This window comes from Altererythrobacter sp. MTPC7 (assembly GCF_042851395.1).
GTDB lineage: Bacteria > Pseudomonadota > Alphaproteobacteria > Sphingomonadales > Sphingomonadaceae > CAJXSN01.
On the sequence record NZ_BTGS01000003.1, the window covers coordinates 140248 to 162937 of the forward strand.

The window sequence follows — 22690 nt, forward strand, 5'->3', positions numbered from 1 at the left end:
TCCAGCCGCCGCGAAGTTGACGATGTTGACAGCGGCGCCTGGTCCTTCGCTCGCTTATTCCATCGGAATACCAAAAGTTTATGGCGCTTTCGCGAAGTTGACACTTCACCGGGAAATGACGCGAAAACGCAGCTTGGGGGATGGGTTCCGGCAATGGGAAAGAGCCCGTCCTCGCTAGCGAGCGGACCGCGTGTAGGACAGGTTCTTCTGATCGATCAGCCGGCCTTGCGCTGTTCTTCCATGCCGAGCAGCGCGCCAACGACATCGTCGGCAGGCCGGGGCTTCTCCAGCACCGGAGCGTTCATTTCGCGCAGGTGTTCGCCGATGCGGTTGAGGTCGCCGGTATGCAGCAGGAACGGGATGCCTGCATCCTGCAGCCGGTCCGCCGTTTCGTAGCACGTCTCGTTCGGGCCGAGGCTGACATCCAGAATGGCCCCTGCAATGCCGCCGTCCCCGATGATGGAAAGCGCCTGCGCGTTGTTCGACGCGGTGACCGCCTCGTAGCCGGCATCCTCCAGCGCGAACTGCAGGTCCATGGCAATCAGCGGCTCGTCTTCCAGGACGAGGTATTTCATTACGCTGCCCCTGCCGATGGCTGCATGGGAACCGCGATCCGCACACGCAGGCCGGCCGGGTCCCAATCCTTGTGCATGGTCCCTTGCGCGAATTTCAGCAGCGTCTCGGCAATGTCGAAGCCGGTTCCCCGTGCAGGCGGCGGACCATCGACCGTGGGGCCGTCCGCCTCGATCCACTCCAGTTCCAGCACGGGCCCGGCATCCTCTGCATGATGCCACCGGACCGTGACGGTTCCGGCGGCGTTGGAAAGCGCCCCGTATTTCGTCGCATTGGCCGCCAGTTCGTGCAGGGCGAGGCCGATCGCCGAAATGGCATTCGGCTTCGTGCGGACGCCGTTCCCTTCGAACACGATGCGGTCGCCTTCGGGGTCGTAGGGCGCCAGCACCGACCGGATCGCCTGCCCGACATGAATCGTGCCCAGCGCCGCATCGTCCAGCGTGGGTTCGTAGGACCGGCCCAGCGCCTGCACCCGCTCGTTGATCTTGCGCGATACCTCGCGGGCATCCATCGAACGCCCCGTGATGTTCACGATGCCTCCGACGACGGCAAAGACGTTCTTCATCCGGTGCGAGATTTCGCGGGCAATGGCCTTGGCGTGTTTTTCCTCGGCACGCGACTGGTGGATGTCGGTCACGTCCCACTGGCTGCCGAAGAAATAGATAAGCTCGCCTTCGGCATTGTAGATCGGGCCGAGATGCAGCGTGTTCCAGAAGGTGCTGCCGTCCTTCCGGTAATTGAGCAGTTCGACGACGACGACGCTCTCGCTTTTCAGCGCCTCTCGGATCTTCGCGACCTGACCGGGATCGGTATCCGGCCCCTGCAGGAACCGGCAGTTGCGCCCGACGACTTCATCGCTGCTGTAACCGGTGAGCTGTTCGAACGCTTCGTTGCAGAAGACGATGGGATCGTCCTCGACCCGGGGGTCCGTCAGGCACACGGCCATGCGGGTCTGCGCCATGGCCTGTTCGAACAGTAGCCCGGTGGCGCCGCCAAATGTTTCGGCGCGGGCGCCTCGCGAAATGATTGCGCGGTGGGCCTGGTTGGACGATTTCAATTCGCCCTTCGTATTGTCCTGCCGCGCCATGGAAGCGTCCCCTCGTCGCTGATTGCTTTTTGTTGCACTCTCCCAACGTCGCAGAGAGCGGGAAAGGTCCGGCGGAATCACCTTTGCGCTTCACGCTCCACTTCGCGCCAGCCGATATCGCGGCGGCAGAAGCCGGACGGAAAGTCGATGGCATCGACCGCTTCGTAGGCTGCGGCTTTCGCTTCGGTCACATTGGCGCCCATGGCGGTGACGTTCAGCACGCGTCCGCCATTGGCGACCAGCGTCTCGCCATCGCGCTTCGTGCCTGCGTGGAAAACCTTCGCGCCGTCCTCTTCGGCCGAGCCAAGTTCGATCGCGCCGCCTTTTTCCGGCGTGCCGGGATAGCCGTTCGCGGCCATCACCGCGGTCAGCGCGGTCCGTTTGCTGAAGGAGACGTCCTCCGCTTCGCCCAGTCGTCCCTCGGCGCAGGCCAGCATCAGCGTAGCCAGGTCGCTCTCCAGCCGCATCATCAGGACCTGGCATTCCGGATCGCCGAAGCGGGCATTGTATTCGATCAGTTTCGGGCCGTCCTCGGTCAGCATCAGCCCGGCATAGAGCACGCCGGAATAGGGCATCCCCTCGGCCCGGAGCGTATCGACGGTGGGCTGCACGATTTCGCGCATGACGCGGGCCTGCAGTTCGCCGCTTAGCACGCGCGCAGGCGAATAGGCGCCCATGCCGCCGGTATTGGGGCCTTCGTCGCCTTCGCCCACCCGCTTGTGATCCTGCGCGCTGCCGAAAGGGACGACGGTGGTCCCGTCGGTCAGGGCGAAGAAGCTGGCTTCCTCCCCGGTCATGAATTCCTCGATCACGACTTCCGCCCCGGCCTGCCCGAAACGGCCGCCGAACATATCGCGCAATTCCACCAGCGCGGCTTCCTTCGTTTCGGGAATGACCACGCCTTTCCCTGCAGCAAGACCGTCTGCCTTCAGCACGTAAGGCGGGGAGAACCGGTCCAGCGCATCGCGCGCTTCCTCGAACGAACGAGTGCGGACGTATCCTGCCGTGGGAATGCCCGCCCGCTCGCACAAATCCTTGGTGAAGCCCTTGCTGCCTTCCAGCTGGGCTGCGTCCTTGTCAGGGCCGAACACTGCGATACCGGCTGCGCGCAATGCATTGCCGAGGCCGTCCACCAGCGGCGCTTCGGGTCCGACGACCACCAGCGCGATGTCTTCCGCCTTGCAGAATGCCAGCACCGCTGCGTGGTCGGCAGGATCGAGGTCGACGCAGGTCGCTTCCTCTGCAATGCCGGGGTTCCCGGGGGCGGCGAACAGCTTCGCAACTTGCGGGGATTGCGCCAGCTTCCACGCCAGCGCATGTTCGCGCCCGCCCGAACCGATCAGCAGGATATTCATGGCTCATGCCCTTTGACAGTGACGACAATAGCGGCCTCGTAGCGAAGGGTCGCAGCGGCGACAACGCCGAGCCTGTCAGCGTGTCCGACCTGTCGGCCCGGCTGAAACGGACGGTGGAGGACCAGTTCGGCTTCGTCCGCCTTCGCGGCGAATTGTCGGGCGTGAAGCGCGCCGCGTCGGGTCATCTCTATTGCAGCCTGAAAGACGACAAGGCGGTGATCGACGGGGTGATGTGGAAAGGCAATGCCGGGCGCCTGCCGTTCCAGCCGGAAGACGGGCTGGAAATCGTCGCGAGCGGCAAGCTGACGACCTATCCCGGGCGCAGCAAGTACCAGATCGTGATGGAGCGGATGGAGCTGGCCGGCGAAGGCGCGCTGCTGGCCCTGCTGGAAAAAACGCGGGCGAGGCTGGAAGCGGAAGGGTTGTTCGCCCGCGAACGCAAGCGCGCGCTGCCCTACCTGCCGCGCACCATCGGCGTGGTGACCTCGCCCACCGGCGCGGTGATTCGCGACATCTTGCATCGGCTGGCCGACCGCTTCCCCAGCCATGTCGTCGTCTGGCCCGTATTGGTGCAGGGGCAGGGCGCAGCCGACCAGGTGAGCGCGGCCATTCGCGGCTTCGGCGCCATTCCGGCAGGCGGACCGGTCCCGCGTCCCGACCTGCTGATCGTGGCGCGCGGCGGCGGCTCGATCGAGGATCTGTGGAGCTTCAACGAGGAAAGCGTGGTCCGCGCCATCGCCGAATCGCCCATTCCCGTCATCAGCGCCGTGGGGCACGAGACGGACACCACGCTGGCCGACTACGCCGCCGACCGCCGCGCGCCGACGCCGACCGCTGCTGCGGAAATGGCCGTGCCGGTGCGGGCGGAGCTTGCCGCGATGCTCGGCGATTTCGGTGTGCGCCAGCAGCGCAGCGTATTGCGCCCGCTCGAACTGGGACGCGAACGGCTGGAGGCGCGGGTCCAGCGCCTGCCGAAGCTGGATGCGCTGCTGCAACCGCAGGCGCAAAAGCTGGACGATCTGGCGGACAGGCTGAAACGCGGGCTGGAGAACCGCGCGCGCGATGGCCGCGAACGGCTGGGCCGCGCGCAGCTGGCGCCGTCCATCCTGACCCGCGCCCACCGCGATGCCGCGCGCAGACTCGCCGCCATCCGCCTGACGCCCGACCTGCCTCGCCAGAAGCTGGTTCGCCAGCAGGAACGGCTGGACGCACTCGCCCGTGTCCACGGCTCGCTCGATCCGCGTGCCCCGCTCGAACGCGGCTATTCCTTGGTTCAGGATGCGGACGGCAGACTGGTCCGCCGCAAGGTCGAGGCGGAGAAAGCGGGCGCGCTCTCCATTCAGTTTGCAGACGGAGTGCTTGCGGTAGGAGAGGGACACACCGCGCCCGCTGCGCGCAAGCCTGCCCGCCGCAAGAAGCCGGCCGCAGGCGGCGATGCGCAGCAGGGTTTGTTCGATTGACCCGCCATTGCTAGAGACCCGCCCATGCTCATGTCATCCCGCGACCAGCTCGCCAAGCTGCGCTACGAAGCCAGCTCCTTCCGTGTCCTGAAAGCCGGGCGCCACGTCGCCTGCGCCGTATCGGGCGAGCTCATCGCTCTCGAAGACCTGCGTTACTGGAGCGCGGACCTGCAGGAACCCTATGCCAGCGCCGAAATCGCGACGAAGCGCCTGCTGGAGGCGCAGTGATGCGTCTGCCTGCACGCGGGGCGGCGCTGATCGCACTCGCTTCGCTGGCCGCCTGCAATGCCGCCAGCGCGGCAGACGAAACGCTGGCCAGCGCCGACGCATCACCTGACACGCAGACGCCTCAGACAGCCGCCGCGCCTGTCATGACGCCGCCACCCGCCGCTGCCGCACCGGAGGCGCAGGGGCCGGCAACATTCCTCTATGACGGCGAGCTGACCCAGGGCGGCTTCATTCGCGGGCAGGTTCCGGCGGGCACGGTGTCCGCGCGGCTCGGCGAAACGCCGCTGGCGATCGGCCCGACCGGCAGGTTCTTCGCTGCCTTCGACCGGGACGAAAGCACGCAGGCGTTCCTGCACGCATCCATGAAGGACGGGCGGCAGGTCAGCGTGCCGGTCACCGTCTCTCCTCGCGAATGGAACATCCAGCGCGTGAATGTCGCCAAGCGCGAAGGCGGCAGCAGCGAGGCGTGGTGGGCGAAACGCGAGCCGGAGTGGAACGCGATCGTCGATGCGCGCGCACGACAGACCGGCGCCGAGGGCTGGACGCAGGATTTCGTCTGGCCGGTAACGGGGCGCATTTCCGGACTGTTCGGCCGCCAGCGCATCTATCGCGGGGAGCCGGGCAGCTATCACTCCGGCATCGATATCGCGCCCGGTGGCGGCGTGCCCTTCGTCGCCCCGGCAGACGGCGTGGTCGTCCTCGCCCGCACGGGTTTCAGCCTCGAAGGCAACCTCATCATCATCGACCACGGGGCAGGGCTGAACAGCGCCTTCCTCCACGCCTCGCGCATCGTGGTGGAGGAGGGGCAGGCCGTCACGCAAGGCCAGCATATCGGCAATGTCGGTGCATCGGGCCGCGCCACCGGGCCGCACCTGCACTGGAGCCTGAAATGGCACGATGCGCGGCTGGACCCGCTGCTGTTCACCGGCCCCATGCCCTGAGGTTGAGGGGAGGCAGTGCGAACTGCCCCCTCCTTACTGGACGCGCTTCACCTTGATCGCGCGGCGATTGCCGATCTTCGCGGTGAAGCTGGAGAGCGCACCTTTCTTGATCGTGACTTCGGTGCCGGGATCGATGTCGCTGTACATGATGAAATTGTCGTTCTGCACCCACTGCGCCCCATCGGCGAGGGTGAAGGCCCAGCTGCCCCGCCCGATCCGCGTGGCGCTGGCGATGGTGGTGGTGATTTCCTCGAACTCGTCCTCGTCCCCGCCGTCGAACAGGCGGATGCGCGGCAGCGACAGGCCGAACAGGCCGCGCCGTGCCTCGCGCAGTTGTTCCTTGTCGGCAAAGACCAGCTCGTCCGTGCTTTCCTTCTGCGCGATGTCCGCGACCTGCGCGTCATAGCATGAGAGGCGCTGCATCGGATCGGCAATCTCGCGGCAATCGTAGAGCGCCTGCACCGCCGCCGGTGTGCCCATCTCGTCGTCCTGCGCCGCAGCGGGAACGGCGAGGGTGAAAACTGCGCCAAGCGCGATCAGGGTGCGAAATGCCATCGGGACCTCATGGGGTGCTGTGTCGGCGCCCGAGTGTAGTGCCGCCCGCCTGCATGGCAAGTGTATCGCTGCGGCCGGGGCACCGCGTCTGGCCGCTTATGCGTTGAACGGGCGCACCTTTCGCCTATGGCAGCGCCGGTGACACGCCTTCTCCTCCTCGCCCTTGTCGTGCTGGCGCTTGCGCCCGGCACCTGGATCCGCAGCCCGCGCCCGGCGCAGGTGCTGGACGCCGGTCTCGTCTCGGTCGCCATCCCGGTCCAGCAGCCGCGCGTCGGTGCGCTGGAGATCGAGGGCATGTGGAAACTGTCGAGCGAGCATTCGCTGTTCGGCGGATATTCCGGACTGGTCGCCATCGAGCCCGATTTCCTCCTGGCAGGCAGCGACCAGGGCGCTGCGCTGTGGCTGGAACTGGATGGCGGCCAGCCCGGGCGCGGCGACATGCGGCGGTTCGGGGCGAAATCCTATTTCGGCGAGAAAACGGGATCGGACCTGGAGGCGCTGACGATCGACCCGGAGACGGGCTGGCTCTGGGCCGCTTACGAGAACCTCAACGCGGTCATCCGCATGGGGCCGCGCGGGGGCGTGCAGGCGGGCGCGGAACCGCCGCAAATGGAAGACTGGCCGTCCAATGCTGGGCCCGAGGCGTTCGTGCGTCTGCCGGACGGGCGGTTCATCGCCATGGCGGAAGGAACATGGGCGTGGTCGGCACAGAACCGCGACGGCCTGCTGTTCGATGGCGATCCGGTGGACGGGGCCGAGGCCATTTCGTTCGATTTCCACGATCCGGAAGGGTATCTGCCGGTCGACATGGCCGCATTGCCCGATGGCCGCGTGCTGATCCTGGTGCGCAGCTTCGAATGGGGCCTGCCGCCGGTGTTCAAGGCGCGCCTGCTGGTCGCGGACCCGGCCGACATTCGCGAGGGCGAGGAATGGCCGTGGCAGGAAATTGCGCGGTTCACCCCGCCGATGCCGACCGACAATTTCGAAGGGATCGCGGTGTGGGGGGACGGTTATCCCGTCACGCTCTGGATGATTTCGGACGACAATACGGCGAAGTTCCAGAACACGCTGCTGCTCAGGATGCGCTGGGACGGGGAACTACCCGAGTAATCGGCGCGCCGTCCCGGCTACAGACGCGAAAAAGCGCGCGGAGCATGATGCCCAGCGCGCTTTGGAATCTCGCTTGAAGAAAAGCCTTCCGGCTTACGCTGCTTCCTTGGCAGCCTTCTTCAGTTCGCGCTTCACCTTCTGGGCGCGCGGGGACAGTTTTTCGTCCTTGGTCTTCAGCAGCCAGTTGTCGAGACCGCCATTATGCTCGACGCTGCGCAGGCCGTGGGTCGACACGCGGAACTTGAAGCCACGCTCCAGCTTCTCGCTCAGCAGGGTGACGTGCTGCAGGTTCGGCAGGAACACGCGCTTGGTGCGGTTGTTCGCGTGGCTCACATTGTTGCCGGTCAGGCGGCCCTTGCCGGTCAGTTCGCAGATGCGCGACATGATCAATCTCTTTGCTTGCTTTGATATGCGGCACTGCCCCGCAAGATGCGGGGGGAGGGCCGGGAAAGGCGCGCAAGTATCGCCCAAAAGCCGAATCGTCAACCGATAGCTTGCGTTTGCCGCGCTCTCCCCGCTAGCGCGGCGGGATGGCACGATGGCCCGTCCCGCCCGCAATGCAAGCCGCGCTGGAGCAGGCGCGCCTCGCCGTGGATGCGGGCGAGGTGCCGGTCGGCGCGGTGGTGGTGAAGGACGGTGAGGTCGTCGCCCGCGCCCACAACGCGCCGCGCACCCTCCACGACCCGACCGCCCACGCCGAAATCCTGGCGATTCGCCGCGCCGCCGAGGCGCTGGGACAGGAACGGCTGGAAGGCTGCGAGCTATGGGTCACGCTGGAGCCCTGCGCCATGTGCGCCGGCGCCATCGCCCATGCGCGGATTGCGAAGCTCTACTACGCCGCCAGCGACCCCAAAGGCGGCGGCGTCGAACACGGCGCGCGGGTCTTCGAGCACGCGCAGGTCAATCACGCGCCGGAAGTGTATTCGGGCATGGGTGAGGGCGAGGCGAGGGAGATGTTGCGGGAATTTTTTAGGGGGCGGAGGTAGTATGAACGGCGTTGATGACCAGCTTGCGTTTTGCAAAACCTAATATAAGATTAGTGTATGTATAGATCTTTCTTTTCTAATAATTGTTTTGATGAGTGGCTGCTACAGCGCTCAGCCGCGTCCAGTCGAAGGCGTAATAGCGTCCGGTATGACGCCGCAAATAGTTTTGATCCGCGAATTAGCTGCGCGCGAAAAATGGAGCATCAACTGCACAGGTCATTCGGGCGAGATGACGACATTACGCCTTGTTCCGAAGAGCCGTTTTTCAGAAATCTCGGTAGATGACATTCAAGAGGAATTGGCAAAGGTTGCGACCTCCATTCATCTCGTCATTGGAGCCGAAGCGATCTCAACGAACTGCGATGCTACACCTGTGATGATAGAGGCTTTGGAATCCTTTGATAGTGACCCTCTAGGTTTCGGTCCACGCGCCACTCTTGCACGTCTGCTGAAAGTCGCTTTGGATTGTGGTTATGAAAACTCAAATCTGCGCCCAATTACGCAGAGGGAAGCAGGGTGGCTAAAGGATCAAATACAACCGAACTGGGTCGCTCTCGATTCTGGCGATGACTCGGGCGATCGTTATGGACCGGCTATTTGCTACATATTGATGTCGAGCCGTCTTTCTGAACTCGAATAGTTGGTCGATTTACCTGCATCCTGAGGAAATCCCTCACATCCCTCGCCATATCTTGGCCTTCACCCCGTCTTTCGGCCCGAATGTCCGGCTGGGACACACTTTCGGCCTGAAGCGCTTGCCGTAGCAGAGGCGCAATTCCTGCAGCCAGCCGCGGCGGTTCAGCTTTACGCCGACCATGCTTGGCTCCCAGCCCGGATTGGCGCTGGCGAAGGCTTCACGGATGCGGCCTGCGGTGAGGCCCTCCTCGCGGCTGATGCGGTCGAAATCGGGCCAGCGGTAGCTGTTCCACAATATGCGCGTCACATTGAAATAGGTATCGGGCCGCCGCGTCATGCAACTGCCATGCTTCGCCCATTGCCGCGCGGCGAGGCTGGCGGACGGCATCATGCAGAGGTTCTTCGCCACCGTGGCAGGCTGGGGACGGCGCGCGGTTGGGCAGTATTGCGGCCAGGTGCTGCGCCCATCCGGCCACAGGCCGTGGACGATGAAGCCGAAGCGGCCATTGCGGCCCGAACACTGGGTGGCATGCGTGCCGCTGCGCTGGCGCGTGCGGCAGAACTCAGGGCTCCAGCTCAGTGCCATGGTGTAGCCTGTCACCGGAACCTGCCGCACCGGCCCGTCCTGCTTCGCCTGCGGCACGGAAATGCGCGCCGGAACCTTGCATTGGTAGGCCTGCGCCGAAGCCGCGGCAGGCAGTCCCACGACGACCAAGCCGGCCAGCGCAAGCAACGGTCCGCTATTAGCGGACAGCAAGGCCGACGGGCCGCCGGCGCTCCTGCGCCGGCCCCTCGGAGGCATCAGCGAAGCCGATATGCCGCGAGAGAAAACCAATCCCTCACAGCACCCCGAAATCCAGCCCGATATCCGCCGCCGGGGCGCTTTGCGTCAGGCGTCCGACGCTGACGTAATCGACCCCCGTCGCGGCCTTCGCCTGGATGGTGTCGAGATTGATCCCGCCGCTGGCCTCTGTCGGGACGCGGCCTGCCACGAGCGCGACTGCCTCGCGCAAGGTCGGCGGTTCCATGTTGTCGAGCAGCAGGCGGGTCGCGCCCGCTTCCAGCGCAGGTTCGATCTGGTCGATCCGGTCCACTTCGCAGATGATGTCCTCGACCCCCGCCTCGACCGCGCGGCGCACCGCCTCGCCGACCGTGTCTGCGACCGCGATGTGGTTGTCCTTGATCATGGCCGCATCCCACAGGCCCATGCGGTGGTTGGAGCCGCCGCCCATGCGAACCGCGTATTTCTCCAGCATGCGCAGGCCCGGAATGGTCTTGCGCGTGTCGAGCAGGGTGCAATCGGGATTGTCCATCGCCGTCACATATTCGCGGACCATGGTGGCGATGCCGGTCAGGTGCTGCACTGTGTTGAGCGCGCTGCGCTCTGCCGTCAACAGGGCGCGGGCGTTCCCTTCCAGCCGCATCAGGTCGGTGCCGGGGATGACGCGTGCGCCTTCCTCCACCAGGATCTCGATCCGCACTTCCGGGTCGAGCGCGCGGAAGAACGCCGCCGCCACCGGCAGGCCCGCGACCGAACACGCATCGCGCGCGTCCATCACACCGGAAAAGCGGGCATTCGCCGGGATGACGCTGGACGCGGTGACATCGCTGCCGCCGCCCGGCAGGCCGACACCCAGATCCTCGTCCAAGGTGCTGCGGACAAAGGCGGAAAGGTCGAAACCCGGAAGAGAAAAATCGGTCATGGATCATTCCTGCCCCGGTCGCCCGGCAACCGCAAGGCTGACCAGCCGCCCGCAGGGGCCCGCAGCGAAGCGGAGGAGCAGCCCTGAGGACGCTCGCGCGGAGGCGCGAGCGAAAGGCAAACTAATGCACGAAGCGCGCGACCACGTCGCGGTAGCTGCGCGACACCTTCACCTCCGCGCCCGAATCCAGCACCAGAAAGCATTCGCCATTGGTATGCGGCTTCACCTGCCGGACCTGGTTGAGGTTCACGATCTTGGAGCGGTGGACGCGCTGGAACTTGCGCGGGTCCAGCCGGCGCTCCAGGTCCTTCATCGTCTCGCGCAGGACCAGCGAATTGTCGCCGGTGGAGATGATCATGTAATCGCCCGCCGCCTCGATATGCTCGATGGAATCGACTTCCACGCGGAAGATCTGGCCGCGGTCCTTCACGTTGATCAGTTTTTCGAAGCGGTCGGCGCTCTCGTCTTCGCCGTCGGCCATTTCCTCTGCCGCGTCGGGGGCGACTTCGGCAAGGACGGTCTTCAGCTTCTCCGCTTCCTCGCTGCTCTTCTTCTCCGCCAGGCGGATGCGGACGCGTTCCAGCGTGTCAGCCAGCTTGTCCTCGTCCACCGGCTTCATCAGGTAGTTCACCGCATTGGCCTCGAACGCGCGGATCGCGTGTTCCTGGTAGGCGGTGACGAAGACGAACAGCGGCGGTTCGATTTCCATCACGCCCTTCACCACGGAGAACCCGTCGAAGCCCGGCATCTGGATGTCGAGGAAGACGAGGTCGGGTTTCTCCGTCTTGATCGCGCGGATCGCCTCGCGGCCATTGGCGCAGGTCTCGATGATCTCGACGTCCTCGAACTTCTCGAGACGCAGTTGCAGGCCCTGGATTGCGAGCTTTTCGTCGTCGACGATGATGGTGCGTATGGCCATGGCGTTACCTTCCGGTGGCAGGGGATATCTGTGGGGGATGAACGGCTGGGGATGCCGGTTGTTTCTGGGGCTGCGCGCGCGGTGCAGCCGGAGAAGAAGGGGCGGGCGATGCGGCCGCCTCGGGCGCGTCTTCCTCCTCCTGCTCGTAGGGGATTTCGATCAGGACCGAGAAGCCGCCTTCGGCAGGGGAGCGGATTTCGAACAAGTGGTCCTCTCCGTATGCCTGTGCCAGCCGGTCGCGGATATTGGGCAGGCCCACGCCGGTCGATACGGTGCCGCCCGTGCCCGGCGCATCGCCCTGGAACGAGGCGGACGCTTGGGAGGGTGAGCGGCCCTGCAGGCCCGGCCCGCTGTCGCTGACGACCATGCGCAGCCGGTCGCCCGTGCGATTGGCGCGAACGGTGATCTTCGCGCCCTCCATCTGCGGGGATACCGCGTATTTGATCGCGTTCTCGACCAGCGGTTGCAGCAGCATGGATGGTAGGCAGGCCTTGGCCGCGCTGTCCTCTATGTCAAACTCGGTGCGCAGCCGTTCCTCGAACCGCATCCTCTCGATGTCGAGATACAGCTTGATGGTGTCGACTTCCTGCCGGACGGTGGTCTTGCCGCCGGGCTGCGTCACCAGCGTATGGCGCAGGAAACTGCTCAGCCGCGTCAGCATCGCGTTCGCCGGCTCCGTCTGTTTGAGCAGCACCAGCGTGCTGATGGAATTGAGCGTGTTGAACAGGAAATGCGGGTTCAGCTGGTATCGCAGCATGGCCAGCTGCGCGCCGGTGGCCTGCGCCTCCAGCCGTTCCAGCCTATCGGCCTGTTCCTCCACTTGGAGGAAGAAATTGATTGCGTAATACAGCGCCGACCATGCCCCCAGCAGCGTCAGGGGATAGATCGAATACCCGATAAACAGCGACGCGAAGCCCGAGTTTTCGGGCCGCGTCAGGTCGATCACCCATGTCTGCATGAAAGCGAACACGACGACCGCGACCGCCAGGACCGCGGCGGTGGAGACCCAGGTGACGACGGGCTTCATCCCCATCAGCTGGCGATAGACGGTCGACAGGATCAGGCTGATCGACAGGCCCGTCACCGCCTCGATCAAGATCACGGCGAAGAAGGAAAGCTCCTGCCCGCCGACGAAACCCGATACGGCGCGCAAGGTGAACGCGCCGCCCCATCCCGCCAGTTGCAGGTTCCAGAAGGCGCGGTTCTTGTTTTCGAAGAAGCGCGTGGGTCGAAAGGGCAATACCGCCATAGACTGCCTTCCCTAGCGCATTTGCAGCCCTGCGTCAGACAGGTTTTGCGCGTTTGGCTCAGCTGTGGCACTTTACGGCTCAAGAGGAGAGAACACGATGGATGTAAGCAAGCAGACGCTGCACGGTGCGCAGGAACACGCCCATGCCCGCGCCGCCTTCACCGAGATGAAGGAAGGCACGAAGGAAGACTGGGAAATCATCGGCGGCGAATACCGCGCCTTTGCCAAGGGCCTGCCCGACCGCGTGCTCGATCATCTGCGACTGCTTGACGGTGATTTCGGCGGCTTTCCGGTCGACCGGCTGGAGCATTCGCTGCAAACCGCGACCCGGGCCCACCGAGACGGGCGGGACGAACAATATGTCGTGATGGCCCTGCTGCACGATATCGGCGACACGCTGGGCAGCTACAACCACCCCGAAGTCGCGGCCTCGATCCTGAAACCCTTCGTGAGCGAGCAGAACTACTGGATCTGCCAGAACCACGGCGCGTTCCAGGGCTATTACTATTTCCACCACCTCGGCATGGACCGCAATGCGCGCGACAAGTTCGAAGGCCACGAACATTACGAAGCGTGCCGCGAATTCTGCGAGAAATACGACCAGGCCGCGTTCGACCCCGATTACGAGAGCGAGAGCCTGGAATTCTTCGAGCCGATGGTGCGCCGCGTCATGGCGAAGCCGCTGGCATCGATGTACAAGGCGGCGATGGAGGACGAAGCCGCCTGACGCCGCCTGAAGGGGAGACCTAGCGCGTCTCGCCTTCGCGCACGAAATGCGTCTTCCAGTCGGCCCGGCCACTCGCTGCCATGTGGCTGCGGACGAGCGCCACTTCGGCGGCGATCGTTTGGGCGCGTTCGTCCCAGCCATCATGGGTCCGCTTGCGCAGCAACCATCCGCCACTGTGATCCGGACCCCATGCCTGCATGAAGCGGGTCGCTGCCGCCGGATCGTATCCCGCATTGGCGATCAGCCACGGGGCAAGGCGATCGGCCTCCCGCTCGGTCGCACGGACCAGCCTGCGCTTCCGGCCCCGCTCGTCGAGGAGGGCGCGGTGCCGCAGGATGTTGTGCGCCAGTTCGTGCGCGATGACGGCGGCCAGTTCCGGGTCGTCATAGGCGAGGCCGGGAAACTCCTCGCCGATGACAACGCGCCGGCCATCGGCGGCGGCGCGTTTGCCGATGGCGCCGATCTCGAACCGGGTGGCGCAGGCAGGTGTCCCGGCGATGGTGACGTCGCGCCCGTCCGCCGTGGTCAGCGTGACCTGGCCCGTTTTCTCCAGCGCGGTTTCCATGCGGGTATTGAGCGACGTCATGCGCAGCCATTTGCGCTCCTCGTCGAACACGGCGTCCGCCACCTCCTGCCCCGCGACGGCGCGGATCGCGGTATCCCTCGCCAGCAGCCCGTCTGCCGGCCCGCCCGGCACGGCCACCTGCACCGCGATATCACCGTTGAGGCCGAGGGCCTCGCGCAGCAGCGCGCTGTCGCCATAGGCGGCGATGTCGTGCAGCATCAGGCCGGGGCTGGGGCGGGTCTCTTCGCAAAAGGGGGCGTTGGCCGTCGCCAGTTCGTGGCCCAGTCGCTGGATGCGCGCGTCCTTGGCCCGGAGCTCGGCAAAATCGGCGGGGATGGCGATGGCTTGGCCCGTAGCTGGGTCCTCCGCGAGTACCGGCACTGCCAGCGCCGCGAGCCACAGGCCCGATAATGCGGTAAAGGCGGCGCGCATCATGCGCCCGCGTCGTCGGCCCCGGAGGCGATCAGCTCTGCCAGCCGTTCCTGTCCCACGGCCCCTTCCAGCGGGGTTCCGCCGGCAATCCAGCTGGGCGTGCCGCCAAAGCCCAGGGCCTGCGCCACCGACTGGTTCTTCGCCAGTTCCACGGTGATGTCCTCGCCCACCGCGTCCTCTATCGCGCGATCGAGGTCGAGCCCTGCCTTCGCGGCGGCGCGGCGGATGGATTCGGCATCGCGGCTGTCTTCCTCGAACAGGGCCGCGTGGAAGGCTGCGTATTTGCCCTGCTTGGCAGCGGCTAGCGCCATGCGCGCCGGTTCCTCGCTGCCTTCGAAGATCGGCCATTCGCGCACCACCACCCGCAGCTCAGGATCGGCGGCGACCAGCGCATCGACATGGTCGCGGGCCATCCGGCAATAGCCGCAATTATAGTCCGAGAATTCGACCAGTGTGCGCGTGCCCTGCGGATTGCCGAGCACCGCGCCGGGGAAGGGCTGCATCGCGTCGCCGCCGACCTGTGCCAGCCGCTCCTTCGCCTCCTGCTTCTGGTAGGCCTCCGCCATTTCCGGCAGGATTTCGGGGTTTTCCAGCAGGTAGGCGCGGGTCTGTTTCTGCCCCATGCCAGTCCGGTCATACAGCGCCGCGCCGCCGAAGCCTGCGACCAGTGCCAGCGCGCCCGATGCCGCGATCGTCGTCCAGTTGCCTGCCATATGCCCCTACCTTGAGTCCCTGATCCGCTCCAGTTCGGCGCGGGCCTGCAGCGTGATGTCCTGCGCCCTCAGCCAGTCGGGCGAGCCTTCCGGCAGGCTTGCCTCGGCGGCCAGTGCGCTTTGCAGGGCGCGGCCGTAATCGCGGTTCAGCACTTGCTGTTCTGCCGTGGCCAGCTGTGCGCGCGGCATGTCGCCCTGCGCGGCATAGGTCTTGCCCAGCTGGTACCATGCGAAGGGGTTCAGCCGGTCGCGGCTGACCGCGGCGCGCAGCACGTTCTCCGCCTCGGGCAGGTGGCTTTCGTCTTCCGTGGCGATCAGGGCATGGCCGAAGATCGAGGCGATCAGCGGCTGGGAATTGGTCAGTTCGGTCGCCTGGCGCAGGGGTTCCAGCGCGTCGGCCGCGCGGCCCGATTCCAGCAGGACCTGCCCCTTCAGTTCGAGGAAATAGGGGTCGGTGGGGTCCATCTCCAGCAGCGCGTCGACCTCTGCCAGCGCCCGGTCCATGCGCGCATCCTTGTGATAGGCATAGGCGCGGGCATAGCGGGCGGCGACGTCGTTCCGGCTTTCGGGGAAGGAGGCCAGCGTACGCGCAGGGTCGGCAAGATAGCCCGACAGTTTCGCCTTCACGCGCATGAACCGAGCCTGCAGCGCAGGATCGTCCGGCGCATCCCATGCAGGGTCGGCGGTATAGACCTCGCGCAGGCGGGCGATGCGGTCGCCCGACAGCGGGTGGGTCCGCACGAACCCGGCCTCGTCGTCCTGGCTGCGGCCATAGCGGAATTCCTGGTTCTGCAGCTTGCCGAAGAAGGTCAGCGAACCGCGGCCCGAGATACCGGCATCGGACAGGAATTGCGCGCCCGCCGCGTCGGCGGAGGATTCCTGAACGCGGGTGAAGGCGAGGAACTTGCCCAGGGCCGCCCGCTGCCCGGCCAGCACGGCGCCAAGCGCCGCATCGCCTGCGCCGGCAGCGGCAGCGCCCACGGCGATCAGCAGCGACAGGAGCGACACGCCGGTCGCGGATTTCGCGCCTTCGCCGAAGCGGGTGATGTGTCCGCCGGTAATATGGCCCAGCTCGTGCGCGATGACGCCCTGCACCTCGTTGGCGGTATCGGCGGCATCGATCAGCCCGGAATGCAGGTAGACGACCTGACCGCCCGCGACGAAGGCGTTGATGGACGGGTCGTTGACCAGCACGATGTCGACATTGCCCGGCTCCAGCCCCGACGCCTCGACCAGCGGATAGGCCAATTCCTGCAGCAGCGCCTCTGTCTCGGCATCGCGCAGTATCGATTGGGCGAAAGCGGGCTGGACGGTGAAGGCGACCAGCGCGCAAAGCGCCAGCAGGTTGGCAAGGATGCGCATGGCGGCCATCTACTCCGTTTCGCCCTGAACGGCGGCTGAAGCCGGTCTGTCCGGGGACGCGAGGTGCCGGTCCAGGAACCGCAGGATTTCGGCCTTCACCCGCCCGTCCTTCCGGAACGGGGTGGACAGCGCCATCACGATGGGGATGTGACCCATGCCGGGGATGCTGTCCGTCTGCACCCGGCCGGTCGGCATTCCCGCATCCAACAGCGCATCGGCGAGAGCGGGGACATTGCGCGGCTTCACCGTCTCGTCCGCATCGCCGGTCATCAGCAGGGCGGGCGGCGCGTCGGCCCGTGCGAACGCGATCGGCTGGGTCTTTTCGAGCGGCTCGGCATGGCCGAACGCGGCCCGCGTCGAATCGCTATCGAGGGGCAGGAAATCGTAGGGTCCGGCAAGGCCCACCCACGCATCGATCGTGTCCGGCCCCAGCCCCTCGGCTGCCAGCCACTGCGTATCCAGCGCCAGCATGGCGGCGTTGTAGGCGCCGGCGGAATGGCCCATCACCGCGATCCGGTCCGGGTCGCCGCCGTGACGTGCGATATTGTCATGGATCCAGCGCAGGGCAGCGGCCCCGTCCTGCAGCATGGCGGGAAATTTCCCGGCCTCGCCCAGCCGGTATCCGGCCGAGACGACGACATAACCCTCTGGCGCGAAATTGCGGCCGACAAAGGCGTAGGGTTCGGGATCGCCGCTACGCCAGCTGCCGCCATGGATGAAGACGAGGACCGGCAAAGGCGCTTCTCCAGCGTCGCCGGGCGCACGGTGGACGAACAGGCGCTGCTGGGGATGGTCGCCGAAGCTGACCGGCCCCTCTACCATTTGCGCGTCGCCGGAGGTGTAGAAGCCGTCGACCCGGTCCAGCGTCTCGACCGATTGCGCATTCAGCGCGGCATACCACAGCCCGGCGCCCACGATGCCGAGGCCGATGACGGCCGCTGCGATCCAGATCATTCGCTTGGAGCCCCTGCCTGCATTGTTCCTACCCATGATGCGCGCGAGGCCTAGGCGGCCTCGTCCCCCTTCTCGACCGCTTCGATGATCTTCGACGTCGCCCCGTCTGCGGAAAGTCCGGCATTTTTCAGGAAGTCCTGCCCCAGATCGTAGCTTTCGCCCAGCCATAGCGGTACGCCGGCCTCCTCGATGGCGGCCTTGGCAGCGACTTCCTCGGGACTGAACGGTCCGGCGGCCTTCCGGATGAAGACTGCGGCGATGCGATTCGCGTGTTCCTGCACGATCTCGCCGAATGCGGTCAGGTCGCCCTGCGTATCGTCGCCGATCATGGCAAAGCGCAGCGAAGGGTAATCCGCCAGGATACGGCGGATGGCATCGGTCTTGTGCGATCCGTGGCTGGACGAGCCGAACGTGCTGCGATCGAGACCCCAGTCGCGCAGGAATACAGGGCCGAGCGGCATTTCCCGCTGCCGCTTGAATGCGACGAGATAGCTGAACAGGTTCCACGGGCTGGACGAGACGTAGAAGAACGGCCGGTGGAAGGCGCGAATGCGGTCGCCGGTATGCGTCTCGCCCTCCGCCAGCACGCGCCCTCCGCCGAGCGAGGAATAGAACACGTCCGCGCCGGGCACGGCGAGCCGTTCGTCCGGCATCTGCGCCAGCACCCGCCGCCAGTTGCGCGCCACGCTGCGAAGATTGCCGGTAATGCCGGTTTCGATGATCGTGTCGTCGATATCGGAAATGACTGCCAGCGATGCGCTGCGGCCCGGTGCCAGCACGTGGCCTTCGATGCACTGTTCGCCGTTTTCGTTTGTCCAGTGCAGCGTCACCACTTCCCACGACGTGTTCTCCGGCAGGGGGAGAGGGTCGTCGAGGGCGATTTCGAAAGTGACGAAGCCTTCCTTGTCCGTCGTGCCGGGCACTTCGATGCTGGAGCCGTCGGCGCGCTCTACTTCCAGCCGCGCTTCCATTCCCGCGACCTCGTGGCTCAGGAACTGGGCCAGCATGGTGCGCATGGCCTGCCACCTTCCGCCGCCATCGAAGCTCGATTTGGCCGAGCGCAGGGCGCGCGCCTTCATGTAAAGGTGGGTTTCGTTGCGGTGGCCGAAATAGGGCTGGAGGCGGACGGGCGCAGTCGGGAACAAGGGCATGGGCAGGGGCTAGCGGTAGGATGCCCCCAGCGAAACCCCGTCAGGGCAAAGAAACGTGTTCCGGCAATGCTGGTAAGGCTTCGACCGGCAGGTTCAGCCGACCAGCTTGCGCCCGACCTGCTCCACCAGTTTCACATCGTCCTCGATCTCGCCGACCAGCACCACTTCGCCCGTGGGCAGGCGGCGGATCATGACGACGCCGAATTCCGGGCCCTCGGCGGAAATCGATGTGAGCGAACGCGGTTCGATCTCGCGCAGCTTCTTCGCCAGGGTTTCGCGGACCTCGCCTTCCTCGGCCACCGGCTTGCCGGCTTCCTCGCGGCGCAGGCGGCGTTCGGCCTGGACGACGCCCTTCAGGCCGCCCTCTGCACTCGACAGGAATTCGCGCAAACTGCCGCGCTCCAGTTCCATGCGGTGTGCATGGCTCAGCACGGCGGCATATTCGGTCAGGCGGGTCTTGTCGTAATCCGCCCCGAAGACGAGCTTCACGACCGGCGTCATCGGCGCGCGGTCCTGCACGGTCAGGCCGCTTTCGCTGACCAGTTCGGCAAAGTCCTCGGGCGCTTCCTCTGCGGCCAGGCTGACGTCGTAGGCGCGGCTGACCGCGGCATAGAGCGCGTTGCGGCTGCGATCTTCGGACGTGCTGGCAGCCTGCGCCAGTTCGCGTGCATCGGCGAGACAGTCGTAAAGACCGGCATTCTCGTCGATCTCGACCGAAGGGGTGAAGGTGATCTCGGTCGCCGGAGCGGGGACGTCTGCGGCAGATTCGCCGGTGTCCGGGCTGGCGACGGCAAACTGGTCGAGATCGAGCGGTGCTTCGGCTTGGGGCTCGTCCGCTACCGCGTCATCCAGTTCCAGAGGCGCTTCGAGTTCGAACGGCGCTTCCAGTTCCAGCGGGGCATCCTGCGCGGCTTCCTCGGCATCGTAGCCTTGCGGGATCGCTGGCTCGTCGTCCCAGTCCGATCCTTCGTCTTCTGCGTCCGTTGCCATGGGCATATCGCCGGGCAGCGGGGTCGCGGCGGGAAGGATGGGTTCCTTCGCCTGGCGTTCGCCCTTGGGCTTGATCAGGCTGGAAAGCGGCGTGGACCAGTCTTCGGCATCGTCGCTTTCGGCATCGTCATAGGCATCTTCGCCATCCTCGCTGCCCTCTTCTTCGCTGGCGAGCAGGCGCGCGGCCATGGCTTCGGCTTCGGCGCGGACGTCGGCCTCTGCATCGAAGGTCGCAGTGCTGTCGCCGAACGCGGGCAGTGGCAGGTCGTCGAAGCCGTCATCGGCACCGTCGTCGCTGCTTGTCGTGTCCGCCGCAGGACCGTCGGCCCAGTCGCCGATGGGGTCTTCGGAATGGTCACGGTCGTCCTCTGCGCCTTCCGGCTCTGCACCTTCCAGCGCGTTGTCGATTTCCAGCAGCAGGGCATCGGTCGTGATCTGGTCGGCCACTTCCTTCCAGTTGATGACACCGTAGATGAAATCGATCGTGTCGTCGTCGCTGGAGAAGGGCAGCAGGATGCCGCGATACAGCACGGTCGCGCCGCGCTGGTTCACGAATTCCGCCTCGAAGCCGATCGGCGCCTTGTTGGCGAGGATCTGCATGTAATGGTCGGTGATACGGCTCAGCAGCGAACGGCTGGGAACGTCTTCCAGCGTCTCGATCTCGGCATCAGCATCGCATTCGCCGGCCAGCTTCGCGCCGAGATAGGGCACGGCCGGGTTTTCTATGCCCGAGGTGAAATCCAGCAGGACCGAGAACGGGCCGAAATCGTCCAGCGTCTCGGGCTCCAGGTCCTCGATGCAGGGCAGGCTGCGGTCGCCCAGCAGGCTGGCCCAGAAATTATAGGCCCGGACCTGCATCCGCCGCTCGTCCTGACCGACGGGGGAGGGGGGCGACTGCACTTCCATGCCGTCGTCCTGCTCGTCCTCGTCGAAGTCGTCGGCGTCGATCTCGTCATCCCAAGCGGATGACCCGAATTTGCCGCGCAGCGTGTCCATCAGTCCCATTGCCCCTGGCTTTGCCTGTTGCGGGCCGTAGGTGACCCTTCACCACAGGGGTATGAGGGGGCATGGTAAACATACGGTTAAGGGCTTTTCGTCCCGCGATGCGCAGTGCGGGCGCCAGGGGCAACCCGCCGCCGTGACGTCGGCACGCCGGGGCAGGGCATCGCGCCCTTCCGGGAAATCAGAAGAGGTAGCGCATCGTGATCCGCTGGCGGACCGGTGCATCGGCCACTTCGAACGACGCGGAGGAGAAGCTGGGCGGCCCCATCTTCAGCTTCGCATCGCGCGAGAAACCGAACCCTTCCTTGGGCATCATCATCAATGCACGGTCCGCCTTGCCATTGGCGTTCTCGTCATGGAGCAGGGCGATGGCATAGGTCCCGGCAGGCACGTTGCGGAAGGTGATCCGGGCACCGTTGCGGGCGGCGGCGCGGGCCTCGAACGCGGCGGCATCGCCTTCGCAATCGGGGAAATGCTTCCGGCTCGACGTCAGACAGGCGAGGATATCGCCCTTCGCATTGCGCAGCTGCGTGACGTCGACCGTAACGTCCTGCACCTGCGGCGCGGCATTGCCGCCCGCCAGGATGGCAGCGCCCGCCAGCGTCAGGAAGGGCGCGCCCGCGATGGCGCGGCGGCGACCGCCACTGCGCCTGGTTGCTTCCCCGGCCGCCTGTACGCGTCGGCCAATCCCCCGTCCGTTCCGCATAATCTGTCCCATACCCTGAAATAGAGCCCGTAATTGCACCGGTATCTTTCATGGTGCAGCTGGTGATGGCTCGCCGTTATCACCCAGTCCCCTACCCTTGAATGAACAAGCGCGCGGGGAAAGATCTCCCATCCCATGTGATTGGTCACGCCCATCACCGTCATGATGCCCAGCACCAGTCCCAGCATCGCGACGTGGATCGGGACCAGGAAAACCAGCGCCGGGATGACGACCGCGCCGGTCAGCGCCTCGACCGGGTGGAAACTCATCGCGGCCCACGCGGTCGGAGGGCGGCTGGCATGGTGCACCGCGTGGGCGATGCGGAAGGCGCGCGGCTCGTGCATCCACCTGTGGGTCCAGTAGAACCAGGTATCGTGCGCGAAGAGATAGGCAATGACGGAAAGCGGCAGGTACCACAGCGGATAGTCGTTCCAGCCGGTATAGACCTGCGTCCAGCCATGCGCCTGCCAGCCCCATGCAATGACGCCTGCCGGAATGCCGTAAAGCGCGGCCGAGGCGAGCGACCAGCCGATCTCGCGCCGGACCTGCTTGCCGAGTTTCGCGTGATAGCCGGGGCGGACCTTGCCCGTGATCCAGGCGAAGATGCCGCTGGTCGCCAGGTAGCGCAGCGCGACGATGACGCTCATCATCGCCGCCGACCAGCCGATTACCGCCCAGGGCGCATCGAAGAAACCAGTAAGGTTCGCCATCATTCCGTCCAGACCCACATCGGCAGGCATCTTACGCCGCCTCGCCTAGCCTGCAAAGCCTAACGAAGTGCTGAGTGGTGAGTGCGATACGAACGATTGATAGTCTGAACGAATCAGTTTTCCAAAAATGTTTAGGCAAAGAAAACTCGACGATGTTGCGCCGCGAAAAGTTTTTGCCATTCTTTATTTTCGGGGTTGCCAGTCGAACCGCTCAAGCATTTGCGTGGATTTTCTCGGTATCAGTGCGCAGATCCAAAACCGTATCCACGAGTTTGATGCAAGCTAACCTCTTGGTCGCTTGCGACTCAAGCAATCCTGATTCAGTATCTAAGAGTTCGCAGCATTGCTCAGTTCCACTTGAGCAGTGTGGGGGGTCGCAAGCCGCCGCTGCTAGCAAAGCGTCAGGCCTCTTCACGAGGTTTGAAATAGGTAGCTTCCTGCTCCCCCGCGAACATCAGTAATCGTCGCTTGGGGTGGCAGTCAATCTGTTATGATCCTTTGACCAATGGACGAACAACGCCATACAGGGTGTGTCTAGGAGCGGTCGTCTTAGCAGCTCGCAAAATCTTACAGTTG

24 protein-coding genes are annotated in these 22690 nt (G+C 65.3%); 7 read left to right on the forward strand and 17 right to left on the reverse strand.

The genetic code is table 11. The features are described from left to right. Positions 1-215: 215 nt before the first annotated feature. The 3 genes from ACGHJ7_RS03915 to purD all read right to left on the reverse strand — a co-directional run bounded on the left by ACGHJ7_RS03915 (position 216) and on the right by purD (position 3015). Complete coding sequence (locus tag ACGHJ7_RS03915; RefSeq protein WP_390474687.1) at positions 216-575, reverse strand: response regulator; 360 nt, start codon at positions 573-575, stop codon at positions 216-218. Next, positions 575-1660 carry a PAS domain-containing protein gene (locus ACGHJ7_RS03920; RefSeq protein ID WP_390474689.1) on the reverse strand — a complete coding sequence of 362 codons (1086 nt, stop codon included), beginning with the start codon at positions 1658-1660 and terminating at the stop codon, positions 575-577. Before ACGHJ7_RS03920 ends, ACGHJ7_RS03915 begins: the two co-directional genes overlap by 1 nt. Before the next feature lie 77 nt (positions 1661-1737). Further along, positions 1738-3015, reverse strand: coding sequence for a phosphoribosylamine--glycine ligase (gene purD / locus ACGHJ7_RS03925; protein WP_390474691.1), 1278 nt, complete (start codon positions 3013-3015; stop codon positions 1738-1740). A gap of 5 nt (positions 3016-3020) precedes the next feature. Here purD and xseA point away from each other — a divergent pair, with 5 nt between their 5' ends. Genes xseA through ACGHJ7_RS03940 form a run of 3 tightly spaced genes read left to right on the forward strand, consistent with a single transcriptional unit; the run spans position 3021 to position 5644 of the window. Beyond that, positions 3021-4475, forward strand: coding sequence for an exodeoxyribonuclease VII large subunit (gene xseA, locus ACGHJ7_RS03930; protein WP_390474693.1), 1455 nt, complete (start codon positions 3021-3023; stop codon positions 4473-4475). Between the two features lie 24 nt (positions 4476-4499). Beyond that, entirely contained in the window at positions 4500-4703 is a 204-nt protein-coding gene (locus ACGHJ7_RS03935) for a DUF2093 domain-containing protein (protein ID WP_390474695.1), read from the forward strand. Beyond that, positions 4703-5644 (forward strand): M23 family metallopeptidase, encoded by a 942-nt coding sequence (locus ACGHJ7_RS03940; RefSeq protein WP_390474697.1) that lies wholly within the window; start codon positions 4703-4705, stop codon positions 5642-5644. Before ACGHJ7_RS03935 ends, ACGHJ7_RS03940 begins: the two co-directional genes overlap by 1 nt. A 33-nt stretch (positions 5645-5677) precedes the next feature. On the opposite strand, the gene ACGHJ7_RS03945 is transcribed toward ACGHJ7_RS03940, so the two are convergent. Then, on the reverse strand, positions 5678-6199 hold the full coding sequence (locus ACGHJ7_RS03945) for a hypothetical protein (protein ID WP_390474699.1): 522 nt from the start codon (positions 6197-6199) through the stop codon (positions 5678-5680). A 138-nt stretch (positions 6200-6337) separates the two neighbouring features. Here ACGHJ7_RS03945 and ACGHJ7_RS03950 point away from each other — a divergent pair, with 138 nt between their 5' ends. Further along, on the forward strand, positions 6338-7309 hold the full coding sequence (locus ACGHJ7_RS03950) for an esterase-like activity of phytase family protein (RefSeq protein WP_390474701.1): 972 nt from the start codon (positions 6338-6340) through the stop codon (positions 7307-7309). A gap of 93 nt (positions 7310-7402) precedes the next feature. On the opposite strand, the gene rpmB is transcribed toward ACGHJ7_RS03950, so the two are convergent. Continuing rightward, entirely contained in the window at positions 7403-7693 is a 291-nt protein-coding gene (gene rpmB, locus ACGHJ7_RS03955) for a 50S ribosomal protein L28 (RefSeq protein ID WP_390474703.1), read from the reverse strand. 146 nt (positions 7694-7839) lie between these two features. Between rpmB and ACGHJ7_RS03960 the strand changes: the two genes are divergently transcribed. Together ACGHJ7_RS03960 and ACGHJ7_RS03965 are read left to right on the forward strand one after the other, a co-directional pair. Further along, entirely contained in the window at positions 7840-8295 is a 456-nt protein-coding gene (locus tag ACGHJ7_RS03960) for a nucleoside deaminase (RefSeq protein WP_390474705.1), read from the forward strand. 148 nt (positions 8296-8443) lie between these two features. Next, positions 8444-8935: a hypothetical protein gene (locus ACGHJ7_RS03965; protein WP_390474707.1), complete on the forward strand. Its 492-nt coding sequence runs from the start codon at positions 8444-8446 to the stop codon at positions 8933-8935. Positions 8936-8968: 33 nt separating this feature from the next. On the opposite strand, the gene ACGHJ7_RS03970 is transcribed toward ACGHJ7_RS03965, so the two are convergent. The 4 genes from ACGHJ7_RS03970 to ACGHJ7_RS03985 all read right to left on the reverse strand — a co-directional run bounded on the left by ACGHJ7_RS03970 (position 8969) and on the right by ACGHJ7_RS03985 (position 12802). Then, positions 8969-9637, reverse strand: a complete 669-nt coding sequence (locus ACGHJ7_RS03970; RefSeq protein ID WP_390474709.1) for a ribonuclease T — start codon at positions 9635-9637, stop codon at positions 8969-8971. A 133-nt stretch (positions 9638-9770) separates the two neighbouring features. After that, on the reverse strand, positions 9771-10634 hold the full coding sequence (nadC, locus tag ACGHJ7_RS03975) for a carboxylating nicotinate-nucleotide diphosphorylase (protein WP_390474711.1): 864 nt from the start codon (positions 10632-10634) through the stop codon (positions 9771-9773). 121 nt (positions 10635-10755) lie between these two features. Then, complete coding sequence (locus ACGHJ7_RS03980; RefSeq protein ID WP_390474713.1) at positions 10756-11553, reverse strand: LytR/AlgR family response regulator transcription factor; 798 nt, start codon at positions 11551-11553, stop codon at positions 10756-10758. 4 nt (positions 11554-11557) lie between these two features. Continuing rightward, positions 11558-12802, reverse strand: a complete 1245-nt coding sequence (locus ACGHJ7_RS03985) for a sensor histidine kinase (protein ID WP_390474715.1) — start codon at positions 12800-12802, stop codon at positions 11558-11560. 97 nt (positions 12803-12899) lie between these two features. On the opposite strand from ACGHJ7_RS03985, the gene ACGHJ7_RS03990 reads away from it, so the two are divergent. Further along, the gene (locus ACGHJ7_RS03990; protein WP_390474717.1) at positions 12900-13529 is read left to right on the forward strand and encodes an HD domain-containing protein; all 630 of its coding nucleotides are present in this window, start codon (positions 12900-12902) and stop codon (positions 13527-13529) included. A gap of 19 nt (positions 13530-13548) precedes the next feature. Here ACGHJ7_RS03990 and ACGHJ7_RS03995 read toward each other — a convergent pair whose 3' ends face one another. The 8 genes from ACGHJ7_RS03995 to ACGHJ7_RS04030 all read right to left on the reverse strand — a co-directional run bounded on the left by ACGHJ7_RS03995 (position 13549) and on the right by ACGHJ7_RS04030 (position 22054). Further along, positions 13549-14529: a M48 family metalloprotease gene (locus ACGHJ7_RS03995; protein ID WP_390474719.1), complete on the reverse strand. Its 981-nt coding sequence runs from the start codon at positions 14527-14529 to the stop codon at positions 13549-13551. Continuing rightward, complete coding sequence (locus tag ACGHJ7_RS04000; RefSeq protein ID WP_390474720.1) at positions 14526-15239, reverse strand: DsbA family protein; 714 nt, start codon at positions 15237-15239, stop codon at positions 14526-14528. Before ACGHJ7_RS04000 ends, ACGHJ7_RS03995 begins: the two co-directional genes overlap by 4 nt. A 6-nt stretch (positions 15240-15245) precedes the next feature. Continuing rightward, entirely contained in the window at positions 15246-16610 is a 1365-nt protein-coding gene (locus tag ACGHJ7_RS04005; protein ID WP_390474722.1) for a M48 family metalloprotease, read from the reverse strand. Beyond that, positions 16611-17555 carry an alpha/beta hydrolase gene (locus ACGHJ7_RS04010; protein WP_390474724.1) on the reverse strand — a complete coding sequence of 315 codons (945 nt, stop codon included), beginning with the start codon at positions 17553-17555 and terminating at the stop codon, positions 16611-16613. It lies immediately after the preceding gene. A gap of 50 nt (positions 17556-17605) precedes the next feature. Beyond that, positions 17606-18706 carry a phosphatase domain-containing protein gene (locus ACGHJ7_RS04015; protein ID WP_390474726.1) on the reverse strand — a complete coding sequence of 367 codons (1101 nt, stop codon included), beginning with the start codon at positions 18704-18706 and terminating at the stop codon, positions 17606-17608. Between the two features lie 93 nt (positions 18707-18799). Beyond that, positions 18800-20701 (reverse strand): hypothetical protein, encoded by a 1902-nt coding sequence (locus ACGHJ7_RS04020; protein WP_390474728.1) that lies wholly within the window; start codon positions 20699-20701, stop codon positions 18800-18802. A 178-nt stretch (positions 20702-20879) separates the two neighbouring features. Continuing rightward, positions 20880-21404: a DUF2141 domain-containing protein gene (locus ACGHJ7_RS04025; RefSeq protein WP_390474729.1), complete on the reverse strand. Its 525-nt coding sequence runs from the start codon at positions 21402-21404 to the stop codon at positions 20880-20882. Next, positions 21302-22054: a sterol desaturase family protein gene (locus ACGHJ7_RS04030; RefSeq protein ID WP_390474805.1), complete on the reverse strand. Its 753-nt coding sequence runs from the start codon at positions 22052-22054 to the stop codon at positions 21302-21304. Before ACGHJ7_RS04030 ends, ACGHJ7_RS04025 begins: the two co-directional genes overlap by 103 nt. Positions 22055-22690 lie beyond the last annotated feature (636 nt).